Origin of the sequence: Kitasatospora sp. MY 5-36 (genome assembly GCF_001182915.1) — a bacterium.
Lineage (GTDB): Bacteria > Actinomycetota > Actinomycetes > Streptomycetales > Streptomycetaceae > Kitasatospora.
In genome coordinates this window covers 1-4330 of record NZ_LFVW01000623.1, presented here as the reverse complement: position 1 = coordinate 4330, position 4330 = coordinate 1, and the positions used below count along the sequence as shown (strand labels likewise).

The 4330-nt window shown below is 73.2% G+C and carries 5 protein-coding genes; 2 read left to right on the top strand and 3 right to left on the bottom strand.

Features of this window, described 5'->3' with window-relative positions; all coding sequences use genetic code 11:
• Positions 1-145: 145 nt before the first annotated feature.
• Both AE652_RS31940 and AE652_RS31935 read right to left on the bottom strand, forming a co-directional pair.
• Positions 146-841, bottom strand: a complete 696-nt coding sequence (locus AE652_RS31940) for a response regulator transcription factor (RefSeq protein WP_031069385.1) — start codon at positions 839-841, stop codon at positions 146-148.
• Between the two features lie 2 nt (positions 842-843).
• Positions 844-2271, bottom strand: a complete 1428-nt coding sequence (locus AE652_RS31935; protein WP_079271956.1) for a cell wall metabolism sensor histidine kinase WalK — start codon at positions 2269-2271, stop codon at positions 844-846.
• A 306-nt stretch (positions 2272-2577) separates the two neighbouring features.
• On the opposite strand from AE652_RS31935, the gene phoU reads away from it, so the two are divergent.
• Both phoU and AE652_RS31925 read left to right on the top strand, forming a co-directional pair.
• The gene (gene phoU / locus AE652_RS31930) at positions 2578-3267 is read left to right on the top strand and encodes a phosphate signaling complex protein PhoU (RefSeq protein ID WP_049657907.1); all 690 of its coding nucleotides are present in this window, start codon (positions 2578-2580) and stop codon (positions 3265-3267) included.
• Positions 3268-3461: 194 nt separating this feature from the next.
• Positions 3462-3641: a hypothetical protein gene (locus AE652_RS31925; protein WP_049657904.1), complete on the top strand. Its 180-nt coding sequence runs from the start codon at positions 3462-3464 to the stop codon at positions 3639-3641.
• Positions 3642-3749: 108 nt separating this feature from the next.
• Here the strand turns inward: AE652_RS31925 and AE652_RS31920 are convergent.
• The coding region (locus AE652_RS31920) for a lytic polysaccharide monooxygenase (RefSeq protein ID WP_063780335.1) at positions 3750-4330 on the bottom strand (581 nt) is incomplete at its 5' end.

Genomic DNA, 4330 nt, shown 5'->3' with positions numbered 1-4330 from the left:
CCCGGCCGGCACCACCGCCCCGGCCGTCCCGGCCGCGCACTGACGCCGCACCCCGCCCCCGGCGGGCCCTCCAGGGCCCGCCGGAGCGACGCGAAGGCCCCCTCCGGCTGCTGCCGGCGGGGGCCTTCCGCGTGGTGGGGACGGTTTACGGCTCGAACTTGTAGCCCAGGCCGCGGACGGTGACCAGGTAGCGCGGCGCGCCCGGGTCCGGCTCGATCTTGGCCCGCAGGCGCTTCACGTGGACGTCCAGGGTCTTGGTGTCGCCGACGTAGTCCGCGCCCCAGACCCGGTCGATCAGCTGCATCCGGGTGAGCACCCGGCCCGCGTTGCGCAGCAGCATCTCCAGCAGGTCGAACTCCTTGAGCGGCAGGTCGACCTTGGCGCCGTCCACGGTCACCACGTGGCGGTCCACGTCCATCCGGACCGGGCCCGCCTCCAGGGCGCCCGGGCCGCCGCCGTTGTCGCCCGCGCCGCCGTCCTCGCCGCGGCGGCGCAGCACCGCGCGGATCCGCGCGACCAGCTCGCGGGTGGAGTACGGCTTGGTGACGTAGTCGTCAGCGCCTATCTCCAGACCGACGACCTTGTCGATCTCGCTGTCCTTCGCGGTCACCATGATCACCGGGACGTTGGAACGCACCCGGAGCTGGCGGCAGACCTCGGTGCCGGGCAGGCCCGGCAGCATCAGGTCGAGCAGGACGAGGTCGGCGCCGTTCCGTTCGAACTGCTCCAGGGCGTCGGGGCCGGTGGCGGCCACGGCCACCTCGAAGCCCTCCTTGCGGAGCATGTACGAGAGGGCGTCGCTGAACGACTCCTCGTCCTCGACCACCAGTACTCGGGTCACGATCAGGCCTCCGGGGCAAGCTGCGGGGTTGTGTCTGACAGGTGTGGTGCCCGCTCCCCGGTGGGGAGCGAACGGTCCGTGCGGGGCGCGCGGGGAGCGCGGTCCGTCCGGTCCGTGGTGAGGGTTCGGGGTGCGGCGGCGGGGCCGCCGTCCGGCGTGTGGTCCGGCTCGTCGCCGAACTCGTCGTCGAACGCGTCGTCGGGCTCGTCCTCCGTGGGTGCCTGCCCGGCGGGCAGGCGGACGGTGAAGGTCGACCCCTGGCCCTCGACGCTCCACACCGAGACGGTGCCGCCATGCGAGGCCGCGACGTGCTTGACGATGGACAGGCCCAGGCCGGTGCCGCCGGTCGCCCGGGAGCGGGCGGGGTCGACGCGGTAGAACCGCTCGAAGACCCGCTCGCGGTCCTTCTCGGAGATGCCGATGCCCTGGTCGGTGACCGAGATCTCGATGAGCTCGCCGTCCGCCTCCCCGAGCGCCGCGGCGCTGGAGATCCGCCGGGTGGCGATGGCCACCCGGGTGCGGGGCGGGCTGTAGTTGACGGCGTTCTCGACCAGGTTGCCGAGCGCGGCGGCGAGCTGGCCGCGATTGCCGTGCAGGTAGAGGCCGGCGATGCCGCCCGCCGCGATCAGGATCTGCTTGGCGGCGGCCTGCTGGCGGCAGCGGTCGATCGCCTCGGCGATCAGCTCGTCCACCGCGACCGGCTCCGGGTCGATCATCAGCCGGTCGTCCTGGACCCGGGAGAGGTCGATGATCTCCTGGACCAGGCTGGCCAGCCGGGCCGCCTCGACCTGCATCCGGCCGGCGAAGCGCTGCACCGCCTCCGGGTCGTCGGACGCGTCCACGACCGCCTCGGAGAGCAGCGACAGGGCGCCGACCGGGGTCTTGAGCTCGTGGCTGACGTTGGCCACGAAGTCCCGGCGGACGGCCTCCACCCGGCGGCGCTCGGTCTGGTCCTCGACCAGCACCAGCACCAGCCGGGAGCCCAGCGGGGCGACCCGGACGGAGACCGCGAGCGGCTCGGCCGCGCGGGCCGCGCCCGGCCGGGGCACCTCCAGCTCGACCTGGCGGATCTCGCCGTCCCGGCGGGTGGAACGGGCCAGCGCGAGCATCTGGTCCACCGCGACGGCACCGCCGCGCACCAGGCCCATCGCGTACGCCGCCGAACTGGCCTTGACCACCTCGTCGCCCTCGCCCAGCACGATCGCGCAGGAGCGGAGCACGGAGAGCACGGTGTCGACCCCGGGCGGCAGCGGCGGCTCGGGGTTGCCGGTACCCAGTGACTGGTACCGGCCGGGGTTCCTGCCGCCGGTTGCGCTGTACCTGCCCTTGGCCTGCTCGCGCTCGCTCCAGCGGAAGGCGATGGAGGCGGTGAGGCCGACACCGAGCCCGGCTATGGCACAGGCAGCGGCGGCGGCCACGTTCACGTCCATGTGGCCAGCGTAAGCGCACGGCCAGGCCAGTCCCCAAGCACCCGATCAAGGCATCGACCACGCGTTGCCGAGAATTCACCTTCAAGTAGCCGCCGATTCACCGGAGCGGCCGTGCACCGTCGCCCAGGCGGCCGAAAGTTGGCCAGGCAGCCCGTGTGGGAGAGATCGGTGTGCCGAACAGCGGCCACCGGCTCGGGTGTGCGCGTACGATGCGCGCCACCAGCAGCGGTCACCCGGACACCGGAACGACGGTCGGACGGGCTGACCGGTCGGCACCGCCACCGACACAGCTACTGAGGAGAGAACATGCGCGACGCGTACCACGAGGAACTCGATGCGATCGGCGACAGCCTGGTCGAGATGGCCCGGCTGGTCGGCTCTGCCATGGGCCGCGCCACCACCGCCCTCCTCGACGCGGACCTCGCCCTGGCGGAGGGCGTGATCGCCGCCGACGAGAAGGTCAACGAGCTCCACCACGACCTGGAGAACCGGGCCATCGACCTCCTCGCCCGCCAGCAGCCGGTCGCCACCGACCTGCGCATCGTCGTCACCTCGCTGCGGATGAGCGCCGACCTCGAGCGCTGCGGCGACCTCGCCCGGCACGTCGCCAAGGTCGCGCGGATGCGCTACCCCGACACCGCCGTGCCGAGCGACCTGCACTCCACCGTCCTGGAGATGGGCCAGCTCGCCCAGCGCCTGGTGGCCAAGGCCGGCCTGGTCATCGCCACCAAGGACGTCGACAAGGCGCTGGAGATGGAGCAGGACGACGATGCGATCGACACCCTGCACCGCGAGCTGCTGTCGCACCTGATCGACGAGCGCTGGCACCACGGGATCGAGACCGCCGTCGACATCACCCTGGTCGGCCGCTACTACGAGCGCTTCGCGGACCACGCGGTGTCGGTCGCCAAGCGCGTGGTGTACCTGGTGACGGGCGAGCACGTGGCCGAGTTCGTGGCCGCCACCGAGGCCGCCGAGGCCGCGCCGGTCGACTGACCTCCGGTCCGGGCGGTGCTTCCTGGCCGCTCCCGGCTCACCCCCCGGGGCGAGTAAACCTGCGACGAGGGTGGTGCGGGCGCACGGCACTCCGTGCGCCCCACCACCGCGCGCCCGTTGACGCTCCGTCCATTCGGCGGCTTCACTCGACGTTGGGGGCACAGGACTGTGCCCGTCACAAGGAGGGAAGCTCGATGAAGGCCCACCCGACCCGACCGGCATCCGCCCACTCCACCGTCGAGCCACCCGCCCCGAAGCTGCTCCCCGTCCTCGCCGCCGGCTGCGGCTGCGGCCCGGGCTGCGGCTGCGGCTGCCAGTCCGGCGCGCCCTGCCAGTGCGGCGGTGCCGACGGCGGCTGCTGCGGCGGCCACTGAGCGCGCCGCCGTCCGAGGAGTCCCCGAGGTGCACGGTCTTCCGGCGGCCGTGCACCTCGTTCGCGTCCGGGTCCGTGTCCGCGTCGGACCGGGCGTCGGGACCGGACGTCAGAACGCGACGTCGGTGCAGGAGTAGAAGGCGTTCCCGGTGTCGGAGATCGTCCAGACCGCGACGACCACTTGGTGGCCGGTGCGCCCACCCGGGATGGTCGCGGTGTGGCTGAGCGTGCTCGGCACCTGCTGCCCGCCGTACGGGACGGTCAGGAAGGGCGTAAGGTCCAGGTTGGCCCGGGTGACCGGCTGGCTCGCGTCGTAGCCCGGCTTGGTCATGTAGTACCGGAAGTCGGTGGTCGCGTGCCGGGCGGTGAACTTCCAGGTGAAGGTGAGCTGCCCGCCCGCCGTCACCGGCGTGGTCGGCCAGGCACCCGCGTGCGGGTCGTCCAGCTCGGCGAAGCGCGCGTTGCCGCCGGCGCAGATGGTGCCGTCCGAGGGGCCGAGGGCCGGGAAGCCCTTGGGGCCCTCGACGCTCTGCGGCTCCCACTGGATGTCACCGCAGTCCCACGGGACGCCGTCCACGTGGGTGTCGCAGAGCGCGGCCCGGCTGGGCGGGGTCGTGATCCAGCCGTGGGACGCGGCCGGGAAGGCGAGGGTCAGCGGGATCGCCAGCGCGGCGACGGCCGCCCCGACGA

Coding starts and splice junctions, on each gene's coding strand:
- AE652_RS31935 (WP_079271956.1), bottom strand. CDS start 2,271: ATGGACGTGAACGTGGCCGCCGCCGCTGCCTGTGCCATAGCCGGGCTC.
- phoU (WP_049657907.1), top strand. CDS start 2,578: ATGCGCGACGCGTACCACGAGGAACTCGATGCGATCGGCGACAGCCTG.
- AE652_RS31925 (WP_049657904.1), top strand. CDS start 3,462: ATGAAGGCCCACCCGACCCGACCGGCATCCGCCCACTCCACCGTCGAG.